This window comes from Flammeovirga aprica JL-4 (genome assembly GCF_012844305.1).
GTDB classification, from domain to species: Bacteria; Bacteroidota; Bacteroidia; order Cytophagales; family Flammeovirgaceae; genus Flammeovirga; species Flammeovirga aprica.
On sequence record NZ_JABANE010000045.1, the window covers coordinates 1 to 21,296 of the forward strand.

Below are 21,296 nucleotides of genomic sequence, written 5' to 3' on the forward strand. Positions count from 1 at the left end.
GTACGCACGGTTCTGTGAGAGGGATAAATATGGGATAGACGTAGACTTATTCCATATTTACCCTACTTGATTATGCCCCTGGGAGGAAAGAAAATATGATTTCAGGTACGCCACTTTATAACAAAATAGACAGCATCTTTTTGAGTTAATAAAAATTAAGAGCGTATAGATTAATTTTTATAATGAATTCAAATAGAGTATTTTTATTAAAAGTAAACTATAATTGAAAATGAGATGAATATGTTAAAGAAGGCGTTTTTTTTATCCTTAGCGCTGGGCTTCCTTTTTTTAGGAAAGTGTTATGCTCAGATTGAACTAGAAAGCGGAAAATATGTTGTTATTATCAGCAATACTGGAGCGAATATGCCATTTAAGCATTGTGATCCTGGTACAAATACAACTGGACACCGTATTACTAATATAAAATTAACTGGTAGTAAAGAATTAGTAGTGAATTTACCTTATACTGTAAGAGTAACATACGATTATGCAGAATTGGTGTTTAACAGTACTAATAGTCAATGTGAGGGCACTGCATCATCAAAATCTACTACTTTTAGATTAACAAACACTAATGGTCAGCGTTCTAGTTTAACTTCAACTTCTGATGGAATACAATTGAGTTATTATTCTTACTATATTAGTGAAGATAAACCTAAAGCTAAATAGAATTACTTAAGTATTAGGAAAATAGCACTGGGAATGTAATCATCAACTTATGCTCAATTACCTTTCAGTGCGAGAGCGACAAATCAAACAAGAAAATGAATAATTTCAGTTTTTCTATATGAGCTTGACTCCAGAAGATATTTATGAATTACAACTCAGCAGTGAAAAAGATTAGTAAAATTGAGAAGGAACAGCCTTTTATAATGAGAAGCTGTTTTTTTTTGTTGAAACTAACAAGTAACTCTTTATCAATTTGAGTGACAAACAGTGACAGTAGCTCAAAGTTCTTTTTATCAGACTCAAAGTAACTAAAAATAAATTTGATTAGATCTTTAATACAAAAATATAATTGACCTTTAAAATTGTACTATTATCATATAGTGTTTAATTCAGTAACTTAATAATATGTCTCTAATATTTATTTTAAGTCTATTTTTGTGGTCAATTTATAAGTCTTGTCTAGTTGTAAAAATAGAATAATAGCAAGAGGTGTTCTTATGTAAGAAAATGTCATTAGCGAAAATCAAAATGGTTTCCCACCTTTGAATTCGAAATTTCGAGTTAAAATCAATTAAATATTTCCTAACTATTTTTTTACATGAAACATTTAAATTTCTCAATGCAGAAGGTAGCTTATCTTATACCATTATTTTTTATACTAGTGGTATGTACAACTACTGAAACTATGGCTCAAGAATGGTGGGTGGGAACTGCCATCAACAAAAATGAGGATTACATGGACCTCGACAACAATGACAACTATGCAGGTGGTCCATTGAGGGTAGGTATGATTGTTACCGAGACCGATGGTAAAACTTGGTCAGGCTTAAAACAGTATGACGCAGACGGTTCCTTGTATGGGGGTATGATCCTCGATGCTAACACAAGCTTTGACATTTATCTTAAATCACGTCGAGTGGGTATTGGTTTGGATAATCCAAGTGACAAACTCCATGTTTACAATGGTAACATCAGAATTTCGGATCCTAATAGTACAACAAGATTGAATTTCTATTCAGATACAAATTCTAGATTTACTATAGGACAACATACCAATGGAGAAACGTTTATTTGGAATGAATCAAACGATTTCATTCAATTTGGTACTAATGCCACTGAAAGAATGAGAATTACTAATGATGGTAAAGTGAGAATTGGTACGGGTGGTGCCTCTGAATATTTTGAAGTATATCCAGACACTGATGTTTCAGCAGTCATTGGTAGAGCTAAAATTGGTTTTATCACTGGCTATTCAGACATGGCCGCTTTTGCACATTTTGGCAACTATAATTCTTCAGATTATGCCTTATTACAAGAGTCTGATGGTACAACCTTATTGAATGCGAAGAGTGGAAAAGAAATCAATTTTAATATCAATAATGCCACTAAAGCTAGTCTTGCTTCATCAGGTTTCTTTGGTATTGGAACTATCACTCCTCAAACTAGATTAGATGTAAATGGTACTATAGTAGCTGGAGGACGTGCAAATTCTATTTTTAATAGTGATGCTAATGGAACTACATTAGACGGAGATGAGGGAATAATACTTCCTGGTACAGATTCACAATATAATATCTCCGTTCAAGATGGAAATGGCAGAGTACAGCATAAATGGAATGCAACAACAGGCACCAATGAAAAATACCTTGCTCCAGGTGAAGATGCTGCATTTATTGATATGGGAGTCGAAGTCACTAACGATGATTGGATTGCTTTCAAATGGGCTGATGGTGATGGAAAAGTGGCTGGTGATGCAATTACTTGGGCTACTCATTTTGCTATCAATAACTACGGTAATGTGGGAATTGGTGTAGAAAATTCTCAGTACAAACTCAATGTAGGTGGTACTTTTAGAGCGAATGGAGCATCTAGTTTTGCAGCTGATGCATCTTTTGAATCACAGGTATATATTGGCTCTAATGACCACAGTAGCTTTAATAATCACCCTATTGATCAATATGAATTGATTGTGGAGGGAGATGTCATTGCAAAACGTATTGTAGCTGCACCAGACAACGAATGGCCTGATTATGTTTTCGAAGAGGAATACGAATTGGCACCTTTATCAGAGGTGGAGTCATTTATTGAAGAAAAAGGACATTTACCTAATATGCCATCAGCAAAAGAAATTAAGGAAACAGGTGTAGATGTAGTAGAAGTGGAGCGTATTTTACTTGAAAAAGTAGAAGAGTTAACCTTGTACGTAATTGAATTGGAGAAGAAAATTGCGGATATCGAGCAAAATAAATCCAAAAAGAGAAAAAGAAAGAATAGAAACTAATCCCAACTTTTTTGAAAGCCAATGTTGCCCCATAAGTAGGTGTACATAAGCTAAGTACCAATTAATTACTTTTTATTAAAAACTCATGAAAGGCTTTTACTATAAATTAAAGTCCTGGATTGCTATTGCCTTTATATTCGCTTTGTGGAGTCAGTCTGCGCTGATGGCACAAAGTCTAAATGATGGTTGTATCAATCGGAATGACTTTGAACAGGCGGATGTTATCAATTTTGATCCAGCTTGTCCCAATAGTTCACTATTTTATTTCAGTAGTGGAACAATCGAAATCAACGACGGAGAGATACCCAATGGCGGTATTTCAGAAAAACATTATATTCTTGATAATGTAGACGCAAAGGACTTTTCACTCTATTCAGGTATAGAAGTGACATGGTCTTACAACGCTGATGCAGCCGAATCAGCATTTTATGATAGTCTATTAATTTTCCGTGGAAAGGCGGAGGATGTAGTTGAAATATCAGACAGTACAATTGCAACTAACCTTTCCTCTAACATGGTGTATGTAGCCACCGTTGCTCTTGATGAACCCAGTTTTACCTATACAGATTATGGCGTAGAAAGTGGAGAAGAGTATTTATATATTCTAAGGGCTTTTGGCTATGATCCCTCTGCACCAGTAACCACATATCGTGAGTCAGAGTACATGGCAGATTATGGTTCTGTAATGGCATTTGGTCTTACAGCATCCAATCAGTCTTCTGATGATATGGTATTGGTGGAATGGGAAATTGATGCCAATTGTTTGATGGGTGACTTTGAAGAATCCGTCTATTTCAGAATATTGGATGACGATACAGAAGAGGAAATATTTGTCACACACATTACAGATCCGTCTTCTTTTGTCAACTCCACTAAACTCAGTGGGGAATATCAATTGATGTTTGAAAAAGACGAATCCTATATTTCCATTGACCCAATTGCAGATCAAGCGACAGGTTTCAGATCTTATGAATACAGTTTTGAAACTTGGATTAAAGTAGAGGATCTAACTCAAAATAAACATCTTCTCTTAACGGATGATACTGAAAATCAACAATTCTATATCAGTAATAATACCTTTTATTTAAAGACGGAAGATGGAGTGCTTGATTTAGGAGGTGTCATTGAATCAAACACTTGGACCCACGTTTCATTAACGGCAGAACCTGCTTCAGGAGAACAAATTTTCAAGTTATATTTGGATGGAGAACTTATTAATACCGTTAGTGGAATTATGCCATGGGAGTTCACTAAAATTGCAGGTAATGGCAATGGTGACCAACTCAATGGAGCCATTGCAGATATCAGACTTTGGGATCATACAAGAAACAGTTTAGAAGTAAAGTACAATTATTATTACCCTGTACTTGGTTCTACAACAGGACTTGTAGCTCTATATTCAGCAAAAGTTTATGACAGTGGAAACGCATTGACTTTGTCTAATGAAGTAACAGACAATTCAGGTTACGTTGCAGGGGTCAATTATGGAAATTGGACTGCTTTTGACAATGAAACAGACAAAAATAGATTGTTTGTAGGGTCAGTAATTGATTTCCTTGGTCCTGATGTAAGCAGAAATTACCGTCTTCAAATTACAGAATATGGTTCTAGTGAGCCGGTCTGTGTGACATTGAGAGCTACAGGTTCAACAAGTTCTTTGTATAATGGTAGTTTAGTAGCCACAGATAACGATCCTGGAAAAGTAACATTATCATGGTCTGATTCAAGTGATGTCACAGATCAATATATCGTTTACAGGAATAATTCTGAGATTGGAAGAACGAGAAGTAAGTCGTATGAAGATCTTCAAACTGAAGGTCTTGTAATGGGTGAAGAAAATACCTATTCAGTAAAAAGGTATAATGCTCGTTTGGAAGAGATTTTTGAGATGGATGAGACTACAGGAGCTTTGTTTGACATGGATCTCACTGGAAAGTACAAAGACGGTGTCGTTAAATTAAGCTGGACCAACCTCACTAGTAATGATAATGATATGCTTGAAATAGATACGTTAGCTGTTTATTACAATGGATCTCAAGTTACACTTTTGAGCTCAACGATTGATTCCTATGATTACGCGTATCCAATTCATGGAGAGTCCGAAACTTATAAGATTGCAGGCATCAAAAATGGGAAGATGTATGGTTATGATGAAGTGGTGGTTGATGTGCCGAGTATAGGTTCTATCAGCGGACACTTAGTGGCCGATTTGGCAGAAACCATTCGAAGAGGTAGAAAGAGAGGTGATTTTAGTGTCAGTGATACCTTGCGACCATGGGCATTGGAACAAACAAAAATCATTGCATCTGCCACACTAAATGATGTGGTTTATGAGTACACCACAACAACGGATTTTGAAGGGTATTTCAAATTTGACAGTCTTTATTTTGGTGCCAATGGCGTTGATTATTCCATCAGAGTAGCGGATTACGATTACGAAGTGTTGGATAATGAATACTATGTTTCGTTAGATACACCAAGTATTTATGAGGTGATGGTATTAGTCAATGAAGAATTTGAAGTTGTGGCAGACCTTCCTAATGTCCACGATCCTTTATCGATGGGAGTGGATGAAAGTGCTACAGGTGTGGAAATCTTCTTTAATTTCAAGCCGAATTTGATACCAAATGATCAGGTAGTCTTTTATATTTTAAGAAAAGAACCAGAACAAGAAGAGGGGGAATGGGAATTGTTGGCCTTGATCAGTGAGTGGGGTAACTATTATATCGATGGATCAAATGAGGAATATTATACCGATCGTGTAAGGTTCTTTGATGAAAATGTAGCCCCAAATACCACTTATGATTATAAGGTGATCACAGGTACATTTACGCATGACATTGTACATTTTAATGAAACAATGATCACAAATGTAACCACAGATGTCTTGCCAACTCCTTCATCATTTACTATCACTACTAATAATAAAGGGGAAGTTAAATTTAATCTTGACGCATCGAGCCGTGATTTAAACTATTTCTTGATCACAAGAGTGCTAGAGGGAACTACTGAAGAAGAGGAAATGGCTCGTTTGGATAGATTTGATGATTCCATGATTTTGGATGATTTTATTCCTGAAGAAAAAGCTACATATTATTTATATGCTGCAAGTGATCAATCCGACGCGAAGTCAGATAGTTTAGAATATGTAGATTTTATAACTCCTGCTATTCCGGTTCCAGAATTTGATCTTACTGAATGTAAATCGAATAGTGATAAAGCGTTCCAACTTGTTTGGAATCACCAAGAAAATGATGCGGACATCGCACTGTCAAAGTACAATTTTGATGGTTATCAGATTTACCGTGTCTCTTCAGCAGACGATACCGTTCTGGTCTCAGAGATTAAGAAAGAAGCCGTCTATAATGCATTGACCTATACAGATCATACCGTAGTTTTTGGTGAAACCTATGATTATTACATCAGAGCCTACCGAAATACCGAATTACAAGAAGAACCTGTTGTTTCTGCATTCAACAGCATTCCGTTAACTAATGCTGGAGTAAGCTATTCTTCATCTGACTTAATAATTTCAGCAGCATTTGATCCTACAACGGGTAACAATAATGTCGTGAATGTCAATTGGGAATTTGCTCATCAAAATAACCTTGGAGTAGATGAAGCTGCTCAATTGTCAAGAATAGAAATTACAGATGCTAGCCGTGATACAGTAGTGGTGGCCAATTGGTATACGGGTAGTTTCGAATATCAATTTAAAGATGGCTTAACAGGAATTGGAAGCAATGTCTCAAAAGTGCAATACATTATTACTTTTGCTTCTGAAAAATTACCTGCTGACATTTCTAAGACTTCTAGTGAACTTACACTTTCAGGTTCTTCTACAACTTATGTAGATCCTAATGGATTTGTAGCAACTACAAACCTAGAAGAGATGATTGAGTTGTCTTGGAATCATAGAGTAGATCACTTGGCTCGTTTTGTAATCTATAGAGATGGTGCTGTGTTAGATACATTACCAACACAGTACAGAAACTACTTAGATGATCAGATTGAAGCAGGAGCATCTTACATTTATGAACTGTGTGCTGTTTATGAAGATCCAAATACAGGAGAGGTTCAAAAATCGAAGCATTACGCTGCTGTTGGTTCAAGTGCAAGCAACTTCCAAATGGAAGGTACTGTGGTAGATACGGATGGTACAGCACCGCTTATGGGTGTGGATGTGATGGCTTTGCTTTATGTGAATGGAGAAGTTGTGCAACGTAAGAATACTGCTTCTGATCAAAAGGGATATTTCATATTTGAAGATTTCAATGATGGAAGTATTTCAGGCAAATCAGAGGTGGATTCAATTGTGATTGTACTTGAAAAAGACAATTATGAAATCGCTGGCGGAACATACGATGTCAATGCTTTGTCAACCGCATTATTCCAACTGCAGGCACAGTATCAAAACACTATTAATTATCCTGCTGATCAAGTGGATAACTCAATTCCAGCTGAAATGATCGCATTGAGTGTTAACGCTGTGGAGGAAGAGAATGCAGTACAAATTGACTGGATTACAACGAATGATAATTATACTGGTTTTATTTTATTCAGAGATTTTAATGCAATTGAAAAAATAGAACTTTTAGAAGGACAGCCTTTATCGTTTTTAGATAAAACAGGTTTGCCAGGTGAATCTTATACGTATGGAATTCAATCTTACACAGAAATTCCAAATGGGCAAGATCACTATGGAGATACATTATTGTATGATAATGCGGTGATTTATCCAGGTATTTGTAACATCAATAGTTTTTACGCAACTGCTTTGCAGGATTCTAATGAAGTGAATTTGAGCTGGACTTACACAGGTCTTGCAGATGAATTCTACCTTTACAGATCAGGTGATATTATTGCGGCAATTCCTGCGGATGAAGCCAACCGATTTGTTGATTCAACTGCTGTGCCGGGTATTAATTATGTGTATAAGTTGATTGGTTACAATAAGACGTCCAATTCTTTTTCTCAAGAAGCAACCGTCACCACTACTTATCCAAATCTTCAGGAAGTGCAACATTTTGTCGCTACGGCAAATCAAAATGTGGTCAATCTAAATTGGACTTATCCTGCAGGACATATTGATGGTTATAAAATTGAGAGAAATGGAAAATTGTTGGCTCAATTAGTATCAGAAACTTTATCGTATACGGATACTTCTGGAATACCAGAAACATGGCATGAATATACCATTTATGCTTATCGTGAGGATACTTTTGATAAATACTATTCATCAACTGTGATGGATACGGCTACTTTCCCTCAGTTGGAAGCTGTCACTAATTTACAAGTGGGAGCAGAGAACAATGTAGCAAAATTAGATTGGTCTTATAACTATGATTACATAGATGGCTTTGTCTTGTACCGTGATGGACAGTATCTCACAGCATTGACTCCTGATCAAACATCATACATTGACACTGAAGGGGAGCCTGGACTAAGTTATTCCTATGAAATTATGGCCTTTGATTTCCGCGAGGAAGCACAAACAGTATATTACTCAGAGGAGACAAACAAAACATTGGCGTCCTATCCAGATTTCCCAACTTTAGGTGCAATTGCATCTTCAGGAAATAGTAAGCATCATTTAGGTGCTGTTTGGACTTATGATTGGGAATACATCAACGGTTTTATTGTTTATGTGAACAATGTGGCGGTAGATACTTTAGAATCATGGGAAAGAGATTTCTATTATATAGATAACAGTGGAAGTTCATGTGGCACCTCAAAGTCTGTGAAAGTAGCTCCTTATCGAATTATTAATGGAAATGTGGTGACGAATTCTAATGCCAATCGTACTAAAGATCTAAGCTTTGGGTCATGTACAAGTGATGTGGATATGATCACAAGTTTAGAGGCAGAAACCAATTATTCTGTGGTAAAATTATCATGGCAATTCAATTCAGATAAAGACTTGGATGAAGTGAGAGTTTACCGTAATGGACAATACATTGGGCTCACGAATGGCACTTCTTATGAGTTTTATGACAGTGAAGCGGCAATCAATATCTTAAATTTATACGAGGTAGTTCCTTATAAAAACTCTGCTGTAAATGGAGCAAAAGCCGTTGCGAGTGCCTATGCTTATGCACTAAATAGCGTAACAGGTTTAGTGGCTACCGCAAATGGAAATTTACCTGTGGAAGGTGCTGAAATCAAGTTGACACATACAGATGAGAACAATATCACATACAGTTATGTCACAGAAACGAATAATGTAGGTGGTTACGATTTCAATCAGATTTATTTCAATGAAAACGATTCTGTAGAGTATACCATTTCAGCGTCGTACAGTGATCACCGATTGATCAACTCACCTCAAACTTTTGTAATTACAGAATCAGGCGTTCATACCGTACCGACCATTTATGATTTAGATGGAAAATCAATCAATGGTATGGTGACCAAAGCCATTACAGGTTGTCCAGTGGAAGGAGCCACGGTTACATTACATTATAAAGATGTATTGGGTAATGATGTGATAGCATCGGAGCAATCGATCACAGACGGATCAGGTTTCTATTCTTTTGCACCACTTGCTGTGGAAGGTTTGGAGTATTATATCATCAATATTTCAGAACAGGAGCTAGAAAATGGAACAGAAGGCTATTATGAATTCAATGCGGAACCTGATACTTTATTGGCGGCATTGTTTACAGAAAAAGCAGAGTTCTCTTATGTGGATAGTACAACTTATGATTTTGCTGTGAATGTGGTGAATGGCTGTCACGGAAGTTTGGGAGCGTATAATTTTGAAGTTCTAGTAGAATCGAAAGAAGGTTGTATGTATGAAAAATACAGCACCAATCTGAATGGTTTACTTGAATTGAGTTTACCACTGGGAGAATATTCTCTAAGAGTAGCAGGAGCTGAGCCTTTGGATCCAATTTCTCAATCAGTTATAGATTATTTTGCCACTAGACCTCAGCAAATTGATGTCACTGGTATTCATGAATCAATACTAAGTGGAGAACGAGATTTTATAGGTGTTGATGATAGCATCAAGTATTTTGAATATCATGTAATTCCAGAGATTCTAACACTTGAAGTCAATGGTTTTGAAGATGTGATTGAAGAGTTTGATTTAACTAATACAACTCAAGATCAAATTCCAGACTGGCTGAATGTCTTTATTCAAGGCAACGAGTATGAATTCAATTTCCAAATTGAAGAGCAGATCAATACCAATACATGTGTGTTGGATTACGGTACTGTGGTAGTAAGAAACTCGGCAGCTGAAGTGGGGAAAGCCAATGTAGAATTACAGGCAGGAGCTGATGGTTTATTCAATTATACTTTCAAAGCGGAGAATATCAATCCAGCAGTTCCTTACCTACAAGGCATGTTTGTGGAGTATTACAACAAAGAAGGAGAATTTATGAATGCTGTAGCTTATCCAGTTTTAGTGACAGGTACAGCTGATGCGGCAGGAAGAGATATCTTGGTGTCTGTAAATACTTCAGATAACGGTGACGGTGAGGATGAAATACAGATTCCATTATTTGTATTACGTGACCCTCCAGGTGATGGGAGTTACAGTTTTGTAGAGAAGGACGTTACGATTTCGAAATACTTTGAAGCAAGTTCAGATGATATGCACTGGGAACAGTGGTTTGAGACTGTACAAGGAGCATCTGACTTGGATGATCATGACGAGTTCGTACCAACGGAATCAACTGAAATGACCTCGATGTACGGTGATTTTGCAGAGATCAGCAGTAACGAATTTGATGCTTATGGTATTCACCTTTCTCTAAAAACAACAGAGAAGTTTGAAACGGCTAAAACACCTACAAAGAGCGTAAAGAACAATGGTTATTTAGATTTCCATGAGGAAGATGTTGTAGTGGGAATGGGGGTAGCCATGACTTATGGTGTTTCTAAAGAAATCACAATTTTGGAAGAAGAAGGCGGTGGAGCTGCAGTAGCTGAATTATTAAGTTATGATATAGCGGGTAGTGAAATCACAACACAATGGTCTTACACAATTGATCATATCCGTCAAACGGTGTATGAATATGATTCACTTTTGAACAACCCAAATGTTATTCTTAGTGATGATGATCGTGAGATTTTCCAAGTGGCCCGTGATAACTGGGAAGCTATCGATATTTACGTGAATCGAGACGCCATTCCAATGTATGCAATTTGTAAAGAATTGCTTCAAGAAAACTTGGCAGAAGATCAAGGTTATGATGAACTAACCACTTTCTGTGAGGCACATTGGGGGAATTGGACGGATGATGACACATTAAATGTGTACACGCCTTACAATGAAAACTTGGAAGCAGAATACGCTTGGACGGATCTTCTAACGGAGCAATACGAAAATTACATCAATAATGTAGCCATCGAACAGCAACAAGCGTTTGAGTACACATTACTTTCTGATGTATTTAGTGAAGCGAAATTGGACGGTGACTACCAAGGTGAGATCATTGATAAACATCCTGGTAAAGACACTCAGAACTATAACTACGAAAGTGCAAATGTCTCATTAAAAGACGACATTATTACGGATGCTGTTGTGGTAGATGAGATCCAAGATAATATTGAAGCATTGATGGAGGTCTTCAAAGAGCAATATCAAGGGGCCGGCATTGATAACAAAACCTTCACAGGAGGAGCAGGTGCCAATACCAATCAAATTATCTCTAAGTGGGGAACAAAAAATACGTTTACCCAAAAATGGAGAACAAAGGAGATGGAGTATGGCTCAAGAAAAAGTGAATTCTTTATCAAAACAAAATACGCAGCAGAGCTTTCTTACAAAGTTGGATTACAGTTCAGAGCCAAAACAACGACGATTGCGTTGGGTAATGAAGTGTCGCCGGCAGGTATTAAATGGGCGGATAATTTTGACCTCACTTTAAAAACGGGTGTTGAAATGGAAAACCGCACAAGTATTTATGAGGAAGATAGAGAAACACACTATGATCAGATCACTTTAACTGAGAAGGAAAGTGTAACGCTCGATAGTGCTTACAGAGTGGGTTATGTTTTGGATGACAATGACAATGGAGATTTGTATTCTGTGATGATTGTAAAAGGAACAAACCAAGGTCATACGCCTTACTTCGATTTATTGGGTGGTAGAACGGCTTGTCCTTATGTAGTCGGCACAGCGAAACGTGATGATTTCACCGCTGGTTATGCAATAAATGATACTTCAGTGGCTAGTAATGTGGTATATGGTGTAGAACCAAACAAGTCTGCTGTACTTCATTTCTCAGTAGGTAATGGTAGCTATATCACTACAGATCGACGCTCGTTTATCATTGAACCAATATCTGGTACAAATAAGAATCATGCAAGTTTGAAGTATGAGAAAAGCCCAATTGGTTTAGACGGAGGAGAAGCGTATTACGGAACGATCATCGTGGATCGAGTAGACCCTTACTATGATTTCACTGACTTGAAATTTGTGGTAAAACCTTCATGTAGTGAAGGAGCTTATGAAGCCGATACGCTTGAATATGAAGTGTATTTCAACAAGCCTTGTTCACCTGTTTCGATTTATGTTCCTGAAAGTGATTTTGTGGTGAATTACGATGAAAATGGTAATGAACTATTGATGATCAAAGTGACAGATTATGAAGTAGATGGTTTGTATCATTACACCGAAGGTCTGACGCTGGAATACAGAAGAGAAGGAACTGAAGCTTGGACAGAAATAGAGTCTGTTGATATCGATAGCTTAAGCAATTACTTTGAGTTGATGAAGCTGACTTACCCTGAACCTACCTATCCATTTGTTTGGAATATTCATGAGGATGTAAGTATCATTGATGGTAATTATGAAATCAAAGTAACTGCTGAATGCGGTGAATACGGAAATTCAGAATACAACATTATCAGTGGTAAAATTGATCGCTCAACGATTCAATTGGTAGGGTCTGCACAGCCAAGTGATGGTATACTATCAATAGGAGATGCAATCAGTATTGATTTCAACAAAGACTTGGATTGTCACCTGATGGATTCTTCAATGATCACTATTACAGATACAGCTTTAAATCCAATCGATTTTGAGATGATTTGTTCAGGAAGCGGTTTAGAGTTCGTGATTACAGATTCATTACTTGATGTTCTAAATGATCAAGTGCTAACCGTGACGATTGATTCTGCAGCGTTGATTGATTTCCAAGGGAATAAAAATCTAGAGCAATTCACATGGGATTTCAAAGTGAATTATTCACCAGTATATTTCTCAAGCAATGAGATTGAGTTCTTTATGGACATGAATGCGACACATCAAGTAGAAGTGGCATTGAAGTCCAACTTTGAGCAGATTGAGTATTTCACCTTATCAGGATATGACACAAGTTGGATTTCTTTATCGAACCAAAATAATATTCTGTTAGAGAATAATGCACAACAGCAGTTCAGAAATGGAGCACGTGATATGTACTTGAATTTCGATTCCTTCCAAAAAGAGGCAGGGACTTATCGTGATACAGTATATGCTCAAGTGGAAGGTTTTGCTCCTGCAGTTCTTTACTTGACGGTGCATCTGAACAGTGAATTATCCAACTGGTCATTCAAACCAAGTGATTATGAATCATCAATGGAAATGATTAGTGTGGTTGGTTTTGCTGAAGATGCACAATCAGAAATGCTCCTAAGTGCTGATACAAATGATATAGTAGCAGCGGTGATTGATAATGAAATCCGCGGTTTGGCTCAAATGACCAAACTTAAAGATATCGATAGCGAAAGACTTTATCTTACAGTCTTTGGTAATGTAGAAGACAGAGGAAAATCCGTTGACTTTAGGGTATTAGATGCTTCTAATGGATACGAATATGATGCATACAACACCATTGGTGAAGTGACTTTCCAATCGGATACATTGTACGGACGTACTGGCTTGCCGGATACATTGAGAGTAGACAAGTCGGAGGGAAGAGCAAGGTATATTCACTTAGCATCAGGCTGGAATATGATCTCCTTAAACGCTCAACCTGAGGATGCAAGTATCAGCAAAATCTTCAAAGGTTATCCATTAATGGCAGGTGATCAGGTGAAAGACAAAAACAACTTCACACAGTTTGATGTGGAAGGTTGGTCTGCCTCAACTTTAGATTCATTGGAAGGCGGTCAAGGGTACTGGGTTTATGTACAGAATGAAGGAAGCATCCGTTTCTCTGGTAAATATCAGTCAGGAGATATTGCAAGAAACTTCCTGCTTAATGATCCTTCTGGATGGTATTTGATCGGTTCCCCAATCCAAGACGAGCAAAACATCAACGAAGTGCTTGGTTTTATTGGAGATATACCAACGGAAGGTGTATTGAAAACACAAAATCAGTTCGCTACTTTTGAAGGCGGTGTTTGGTCAGGTCAACTTGCATTGATGCAACCTTTCAAAGCTTATCAGGTACAATTGGATGCCAACTCTATCATGACTTTCGGCACTGACGTTCAAGAATTATGGCCTGAAAAGGACAACTTGTATGAAAACGGAAGTAATACAAGGTCAGTAGAAAAATGGTCAGTGGAGCCATCTCAGTTTGAGCATTCTGCATCATTGATTGCTAAATTAAAGGACTTATCGGTAACTGAAGGTGATCAATTGATCATCAGCGGTCAAGATGAAGAACTATTTGGTGTAATAGATGCTGTGTTTGATGAATTAAGCCAAGAGTGGTATTTCACAGGACTTATTTATGGTGGAGGTACTGAAGAAGAATTGGTGGTGAAATACTATCAGTCAAGTACCAATTCCTTAATTGGAACTGTGGAGAACTTCACTTATCAAACCAACCAAAGAGAAGGTTCGATGAGTAATCCAATGCTCTTTAGCTTGAATGAGGACGATAAGCAATTGTTAGATGAGAGCATCAGCTTATACCCTAACCCTGTGGAAACGGATTTTGCACTTCAGTTAGATGTTCTAGAAGATGATGTAATTACGATCAGCATCTCTAGTATCTCAGGAGTGAAGTATTTAGAATTCAATGAAACAGTTTACCAAGGTTCAAATGAGATAGAAGTAGATCTATCAGATTACAACCTAGGTACGGGAGTCTATGTAGTTAACATCATAGGCGAAAAAACAGGTGCTAAATACAAGAAGTTTATTTTGAAATAAAAATAATAAATAGTCTAATTTCTCAACCCCAAAGCCTCGGTTTTGGGGTTGTTTTTTGTTATCAAAAACGCATGTATTTAATATTTACTTAAAACGATCTCCATATTTTTTTCTTAAATTGTGCCAAGATTAAACTGATAAAGATATGTCAACTTTAGAAAAACTAAGAAATCTGAATAGCAATGAGCAAACCGTAACTCATGAGTACCTTCTACAAGAAGATCATTATGATTTACTGATGGACCTTGCCGAAGCAGAAACAGACGATGAAGAGGAGGAGATCTTCGAACAAATGACAGAGGTGCCCAACTTGGCTTATATTGCTTCAATTATTGAATATTGGGAAAATAAGGTAGGTTCTGCGGCCATTAAAAGAGAAATTGATAGAGGATATCAAGTTTCTATGGAAGATAAATCGGAGTTAGAAGAAACAGTTTGTGAGGAGTTGTCCTTGGAGTTTTCAAGGTTTACAGTGGAGATAGACGATGAAATTATTCGTGTTCAAGTAGTATCTAACGATTAATTTCAAATGAAATATAAAAAATGGGAGTGTTCAATTTTAAAGTTGTAGCACTCCCTTTTTTTTTGTTTATAGATACTGTTTGATTAAGTCTTGCATTTCCATAAAATCATTTCCTTCAAATTGATAGGTCGCCGCTTCCTTCACTTCATCGTATTTGAAATGAACCGCAAACGAAAGATCTGAATTTTTAAAAAGATCAATATCCGACTTACCATCTCCAAAAGAAATCACTTTACCCGTGATATTATTTTCTTCAATGAACTGCTTTAGCACTTTATGTTTTTGGAATTCCTCTATTTTAACCTTCACTTCTCCGTTACAAATGCCTTCTTCAAATAGAATTTCATTACTAAAACACTTCTCTAAACCTACTATTTCTGAAGTGATATCATTGAATAAAGACAGACCAGTAGAAATACCAATACATCTAAAATTATTCTCTTTCAAATACGAAATTAATGCAGCACTGCCTGATCGAATAGAATTTTTCTGTAAAGGAACAAGCATTTCCTCCTTTGATTTCCCTTTCCACAATAATGCATCTTGTTCACACATTTCATGATAAGAAATCACTCCTTCTACCCAATTTTTATAAATTACCCCACCTTCTTTTGATGTATTAAAATAATGATGCAACATCATCCATGGATCAACGATCTCTCTAATCGTACCATCAATATCAAAAACAGCCAGGTGTTTTTCTTCTTTCATTTATCTTCCTATTTACAATTGTATATAGGCAAAAAACTCCATTAAAAGTGCAATGCCTATATGAATAATAATGCCTCCCCATAGGTTTTAGGAGTAATAAGAAATCACACCTAAAAGATAGCCTCCAATGATAGAGCTAATGGCTTCGCCTAATGGTTTTCCAAAATGAAAAACTGCATAAGTAATGGCCATTGGTAGCACCACATCTCTTCCTAGGTATTTTACAAGTCCGAAAATTAAAATTCCTCTGAAAAATAATTCCACTCCAAAAAACTCCAAGGCATAAACAAACTCAAAAAAAGCAATGAAAATCGCTTTTGGCAAGTGGAAGTTGTTAGCGATGATATCAGGATAAGCATATTTAACAAATGGATAGAATTTTTGAAAAGAAGGAGTGAATGAAGCCCCTATGATGAACGGAGCGAGCAGCAGAAGAATAATGAAGTAAGGCCTCAGATTTTTCGCTTTCCAGTCCAAACCGTAAAAATTAGGCAGTTTCTCTTTATCATAAAGAAAATACAGAAGCAAAGCACCAGCAAAAATGATAATAACTTTTCGTGCTTTTGAGAATACTTTGTAAAAATAAATTCTGGTATAACCCTCTAAATCCTCTACAAGATATTCATGGAAAAAGAAACTCCTAGCTGTGGCAAGCACTATAAAAACGAGAGTAAACTTTATCCAAAATTCCTTATTCTGAACCAATAACTTTCTATCTGTTGTAAAGTGGATAATACCAACAGTGCCCAAATAGCCTATCACATGATAGAGAAAGAAGACACAACCTTTCAAAAAGAAGGGTTTGATGTGATCAATATAACTATCTTCAAAGTCGAAATAATAATTGAAACTGAGAAGTAATGTCGCCCACAGCCCTATCAAAATGAGTGTCTGCAGACGGTAAAGGTTTTGATGAAATTCCTTGAAGTAAGTAATTAGTTGTTTCATATTTAAAAAAATCCAAGTGGGAGGGGAAAAGAGATGTTGAGGTAAGTATTAATGATCTATATTCTTACCTCTTCCCTTATTTAACTCTTAACAATAGGATTCTCAGACTGTCCCCATTCTGACCATGATCCATCATAAATGGACATTGGAACGTCTAAAATTTCTGACGCTGCCAGATGTAAAATACAGGCAGTAATACCAGAACCACAGCTAAAAATAAGATTTTGATTTGAAGGTACTTTTTCCTCAAAAATACTTTTCAATTCTTCCTGAGATTTTAATTTTCCATCTTCAAGAATCTCTTTAAAAGGAAGATTGACGGCATTGGGAATATGACCACTTTTCATCCCAGGTCTAGGCTCTTCCACAGTTCCATCAAAACGTTGTTTTCCTCTAGCGTCCACCACCACTTCACTTTCAGAACTGATGTTGGCGACCACCTCTTCCATTGATCTTATTTTTTGAGGAATTAATTTCGCAACAAAATCACCTTTCTCAAACTCCTGTGTGGTGGGCTTACTCACTGTATTAAATCCTTCTTTCAACCATGCAGGTAATCCACCATCTAATACCTTAATGTTTTGATGACCCATTGCCTGAAACATCCACCATGCTCTAGGGCTAGAGAAAAGGCCTATATTATCATAAACCACAATATTGCTTCCTTTATTTATGCCCAATTTCTGACATTCCTTTTCAAACTGTTCAGCAGAAGGAAAAGTATTAGGCAAACCACTAGAAATGTCGCTGAATGTGTTTTTAATATCAAAAATTCTAGCCCCTTCAATCATTAAATCAGGATATTCGGTAGCCAAACCTGCAGCTTTACCATCCTGACTGGCATCCAAAATAATGAGGTTTTGATCTTGTAACTGTTCCGATAATTGCTGGGGTGAGATTAGATTTTTCATTTGAAATTATATTATTTTTTTACTTTGGTTTGAAGATACATTATTTCATTTGAATCAGCAGATTTTTTTTAAGAACCCGTTTTCTTACATCACCTAATAATAGAATAAATCCTAGGGGGAAAATTTGACCCTGTTTTTGAAAAGATTTCATTAAATTAGAGTCTTCCAAAGACAGGATTCAGTTTAGCGTTATAAAAAACCGAATATATTTTTTTATGAAAAAGAAAGATCTCCCATTTATGCCTGATTTTTTTGACAGGTATATCAACAAAGTCGATGATAAGTTGAATGTGATTGATGCATTGTCAGAAACGATTGTGAAAATTGATTCGGATTTTGTGGCCGATTTAACAGCCTTGAAAATGAACGTGTATGCTCCCAACAAGTGGACTTCTCATGAATTGTTGCAGCATATGATTGATACGGAAAGGATTTTGGCGTATAGAGCATTGACCATTGCAAGAGAGGATAAAACCAATCTTCCGGGCTTTGAAGAAGATGACTATGTGGTGTCAAGTATGGCTAATCACCGAGAATTGAGTGACCTGATCAATGAGTTTCAAATATTGAGAGTGAATACAATCTCATTGTTCAAAAGCTTTACAGATGAGATGTTGTTACAATCTGGATCTGCAAATGGTGTGAAAATCTCTACATTGGCTCTTGGTTTTACAATTGCAGGGCATCAACTGCATCATATGGATGTGATCAAAGAAAGGTATTTCCCACTTTTAGAATCAAAGTAAGATGATTGATACATTTTCTTCAAGTGCATTTGAAAGAGCACCTATTATGGGGGTGTTGAGAGGGGTAGATTGGGATACTTTGAAAAGAATCTTGCCTTTGTATGAGGAGGCAGGGTTTACTACATTGGAGATAACAATGAATACTCCCAAAGCAGAGGTGTTAATTCATAATGCAATACAAAATTTTCCTAACTTGAATATTGGAGCGGGTACTGTTTGTAATGTGCAAGACCTTCAAAAAGCGATTCATGCAGGTGCCAATTTTATTGTCACGCCAATCCTAAATGAGGCTTTGTTTGAAAAGTGTAAAACAAGCAATACGCCAATTTTTCCAGGAGCTTTCACTCCATCAGAGATTTACAGAGCTTGGGAATTAGGAGCGAAGGCGGTGAAAGTATTTCCTTGTTCTCAAATGGGGCCTAAATACATTAAAGATATCAAAGCACCACTGGATGAAATTCCACTTTTACCAATGGGAGGCATCAATCAAGACAACCTCTTTGAATATTTCAAATTAGGAGTGTATGGTGTCGGGATGGGAGGCAGTGCTTTGTTCACTCCTCAATTAATGGAAGAAGGCAAAGAAAAGGAGCTGTTAGAGCATTTCAAAAAACTGTATTCTAAGCTAGAACAAATCAAAACCATCTTAAAATAATGGACAAAAAACTTCCTTATTACGAAATACCAAAATTACCGGAGGAAACGAATGCCGCTACTGTTCTTAGTAGACTAGTTGATGGCCTTGGTTTTAGGTATCACTGGGCAACTGAAGGTTTAACGGTCGATGAAATTGATTTCAGGCCCGTTGAGTCAAGCCGTAATATGCTAGAATTATTAGATCATATCTACAACTTGGCACATGCTGCTCACAAAGTATTGACAAATAGTACTATGCCTAAGAAAGGCATTTCAAAATACGAAGAATATAGAGCAGAAACCTTATCGTTGTATTGGGATTTAAGCCAGCATTTAAGAGAGATGGATCCCAAGACATTGGAAAATTATAATTACAATGGTTCAACTCAGTCTTTTCCTTTTTGGTACTTGATCAATGGTCAGATTGCCGATGCTTTGACACATGTAGGGCAAGTAGTAAGCTGGAGAAGAATAGCTGGAAACCCTCAGCCTAAAGGAGTAAATGTCTTTTTAGGAAAGAAAAGTTAAGTTAGGAAATCGCAATTTTTTTCAAAAAATTCATTTAAAACAAAGTAAATAAGTGAATTTTAGGATCAAAACCAGAAAAATACTCAAAAATGGTTATTGCCAATGACAAACCTACTGACTAATTTTGTTAAACATTTATTAAGTTACAAAAGTAGTTAGAATCCCAATCATTTGGGACCGAAAAACACCACTTTATAAGAGGTGTTTTTTTATGTCCAATTCAATCAGTAAGAGATAGATTTTGATGATATAGCTCAATAAAATGCTTTAATGAACCTGAATTAATGATAATATTTTTGAGTAATCCACCCCTTTTACATTCATTAAGCGACTAGCCGTTTTCAACATAGTATATTTGAGAATGTTGGTATTTAAACAAAAATTATTTCTACTATAATGTTCTACAAATTATTACCTATAATCATATTATTTTTCCTCACTCAAAAAATGTCTGCACAAGAAATTGATGGTATTCAACTCGGAGAAAAAAATCAGAAAAGTACTTACAAAGCAATCAATGATCACTTGTATCAGGTGGTACCCGTTGAGGACGAAGAGTCTGAGGTGATTTGTGGTGTGATGTATTTGCCAGTGGATGCAGATTCAAAGATCCCAACTACTCTCAGCAGATCTGCTTGCGAAACTTTTGAGTTAGAAATTCAAAAACAATATGCTATTGAATTTGATAGTGTTTTGAATTATACAGATGCTACGATGAAATTTTATATAAATAAGGAAAGAGGTATTGAATACGAATTCAATCGTGAAAAAATGGGAGAGGAATATGATACTTTTTTTGTAGTATGGTACGATAAATTAAGGTCAAAAAAGAAACCTCTTCATGTAAATTAGGTTTACAACCATTATAACTCATAAATTTGTGGTGAATACTAAACAAACATTTTTATGGGAGCATTAATGAATTTCGCGATCTTCCCAATCGATAAGGGAGATCACATTGGTGAATATGTAAGCAAGGTGGTAAAACACATCAAGGATTCAGGTTTGAAATATCAGTTCTCACCTATGGGAACTGTGATTGAGGCTGAAACTGTAACTGAACTGCTCAAAGTGGTGGATGAGGCTTACAAAATTATGGATCCTATTTCTGACCGAATCTATTGTGTGATGAATATGGATTATAACAAGAATAAATCGAATATGATTAAGTCGAAAACTGAATCCATTGAAAAGAGAATCGGTAAGGTAGACTAGATGTTTCGGAAACGAAATATAAAAGAGG

12 protein-coding genes are annotated in these 21,296 nt (G+C 36.4%); 9 read left to right on the forward strand and 3 right to left on the reverse strand.

Annotated elements, in window-relative coordinates; translation table 11 throughout:
• Positions 1-240: 240 nt before the first annotated feature.
• The 4 genes from HHU12_RS16660 (at position 241) to HHU12_RS16675 (ending at position 15,573) form a co-directional block, all read left to right on the forward strand.
• Positions 241-669, forward strand: a complete 429-nt coding sequence (locus HHU12_RS16660; protein ID WP_169657880.1) for a hypothetical protein — start codon at positions 241-243, stop codon at positions 667-669.
• A gap of 598 nt (positions 670-1,267) precedes the next feature.
• Positions 1,268-2,950: a hypothetical protein gene (locus HHU12_RS16665; protein WP_169657881.1), complete on the forward strand. Its 1,683-nt coding sequence runs from the start codon at positions 1,268-1,270 to the stop codon at positions 2,948-2,950.
• 85 nt (positions 2,951-3,035) lie between these two features.
• A complete protein-coding gene (locus HHU12_RS16670; protein WP_169657882.1) occupies positions 3,036-15,050 on the forward strand; it encodes a LamG-like jellyroll fold domain-containing protein in 12,015 nt (4,004 codons plus the stop codon).
• Positions 15,051-15,195: 145 nt separating this feature from the next.
• On the forward strand, positions 15,196-15,573 hold the full coding sequence (locus HHU12_RS16675; RefSeq protein ID WP_169657883.1) for a hypothetical protein: 378 nt from the start codon (positions 15,196-15,198) through the stop codon (positions 15,571-15,573).
• Between the two features lie 66 nt (positions 15,574-15,639).
• Here HHU12_RS16675 and HHU12_RS16680 read toward each other — a convergent pair whose 3' ends face one another.
• From HHU12_RS16680 to HHU12_RS16690, 3 genes are all read right to left on the reverse strand, one after another.
• Positions 15,640-16,284, reverse strand: coding sequence for an HAD family hydrolase (locus tag HHU12_RS16680; RefSeq protein ID WP_169657884.1), 645 nt, complete (start codon positions 16,282-16,284; stop codon positions 15,640-15,642).
• Positions 16,285-16,371: 87 nt separating this feature from the next.
• On the reverse strand, positions 16,372-17,232 hold the full coding sequence (locus HHU12_RS16685; RefSeq protein WP_169657885.1) for a hypothetical protein: 861 nt from the start codon (positions 17,230-17,232) through the stop codon (positions 16,372-16,374).
• Positions 17,233-17,312: 80 nt separating this feature from the next.
• The gene (locus tag HHU12_RS16690; RefSeq protein WP_169657886.1) at positions 17,313-18,143 is read right to left on the reverse strand and encodes a sulfurtransferase; all 831 of its coding nucleotides are present in this window, start codon (positions 18,141-18,143) and stop codon (positions 17,313-17,315) included.
• Between the two features lie 215 nt (positions 18,144-18,358).
• Here HHU12_RS16690 and HHU12_RS16695 point away from each other — a divergent pair, with 215 nt between their 5' ends.
• The 5 genes from HHU12_RS16695 to HHU12_RS16715 all read left to right on the forward strand — a co-directional run bounded on the left by HHU12_RS16695 (position 18,359) and on the right by HHU12_RS16715 (position 21,268).
• A complete protein-coding gene (locus tag HHU12_RS16695; RefSeq protein WP_169657887.1) occupies positions 18,359-18,889 on the forward strand; it encodes a DinB family protein in 531 nt (176 codons plus the stop codon).
• A 1-nt stretch (position 18,890) separates the two neighbouring features.
• On the forward strand, positions 18,891-19,544 hold the full coding sequence (locus tag HHU12_RS16700) for a bifunctional 4-hydroxy-2-oxoglutarate aldolase/2-dehydro-3-deoxy-phosphogluconate aldolase (protein ID WP_169657888.1): 654 nt from the start codon (positions 18,891-18,893) through the stop codon (positions 19,542-19,544).
• Positions 19,544-20,053 (forward strand): hypothetical protein, encoded by a 510-nt coding sequence (locus tag HHU12_RS16705; RefSeq protein WP_169657889.1) that lies wholly within the window; start codon positions 19,544-19,546, stop codon positions 20,051-20,053. The genes HHU12_RS16700 and HHU12_RS16705 overlap by 1 nt, the downstream gene beginning before the upstream one ends.
• A 447-nt stretch (positions 20,054-20,500) precedes the next feature.
• The gene (locus HHU12_RS16710) at positions 20,501-20,905 is read left to right on the forward strand and encodes a hypothetical protein (protein ID WP_169657890.1); all 405 of its coding nucleotides are present in this window, start codon (positions 20,501-20,503) and stop codon (positions 20,903-20,905) included.
• A gap of 54 nt (positions 20,906-20,959) precedes the next feature.
• Entirely contained in the window at positions 20,960-21,268 is a 309-nt protein-coding gene (locus HHU12_RS16715; protein ID WP_169657891.1) for an MTH1187 family thiamine-binding protein, read from the forward strand.
• The last annotated feature ends 28 nt before the right edge of the window (positions 21,269-21,296 follow it).